The organism is Aeromonas sp. Y293-4 (assembly GCF_027705905.1).
Classification (GTDB): Bacteria; Pseudomonadota; Gammaproteobacteria; order Enterobacterales; family Aeromonadaceae; genus Aeromonas; species Aeromonas veronii.
This window is the reverse complement of the sequence record NZ_JAPDCI010000080.1, coordinates 1-606: the sequence shown is the minus strand read 5'-3', so window position 1 is coordinate 606 and position 606 is coordinate 1. Positions and strand designations below refer to the sequence as shown.

The following is a 606-nucleotide window of genomic DNA, read 5'->3' as shown; positions in this document are numbered from 1 at the left end:
GGGAACCTGGGGTTGGATCACCTCCTTACCTTAAGATGTCGTGTTGTTGAGTGTTCACACAGATTGCCTTGATTCAAAGTAGTTAGAGCAAAGACCTGGTGCAGAGATGCATCAGCTTCTGTTGTCCAGCCCTCGGGATGGATGAGAGAAAACCTCTTCTGCCGGATAACGGGATGTGAATAGCAGTTTACTGCTACCTGTTGTCTCAGTGCGCAAGCGCTGCAAAGCAGACTCGGGGTCCCCTTCGTCTAGAGGCCTAGGACACCGCCCTTTCACGGCGGTAACAGGGGTTCGAATCCCCTAGGGGACGCCACTTCTCTTCTTGCTAACAAGAATGCAGAGTTAAGAAAGTGATTCTTAACTCTGTTTTCTTCGGCCTCGCGCCGTTGCAAACATGCTCTTTAACAATCTGGAAAGCTGATTTAAAAAGTAGTTCTCAAACATTTGTTACAAGTGCTTTGGAAACTTCTTGGCGAAAACCAAATTTTATTTGGTCCTTGTTGTACAGCAACAAGTCGCGTCGTTTCGACGACACTTCTTGGGGTTGTATGGTTAAGTGACTAAGCGTACATGGTGGATGCCTTGGCAGTCAGAGGCGATGAAGGA

The 606-nt window shown here is 47.9% G+C and carries 1 tRNA gene; it reads left to right on the top strand.

Going from position 1 to position 606, the window contains the following annotated elements:
* Window positions 1-237: 237 nt before the first annotated feature.
* Window positions 238-313, top strand: a tRNA-Glu gene (locus tag OKC31_RS21660).
* Window positions 314-606: the final 293 nt, after the last annotated feature.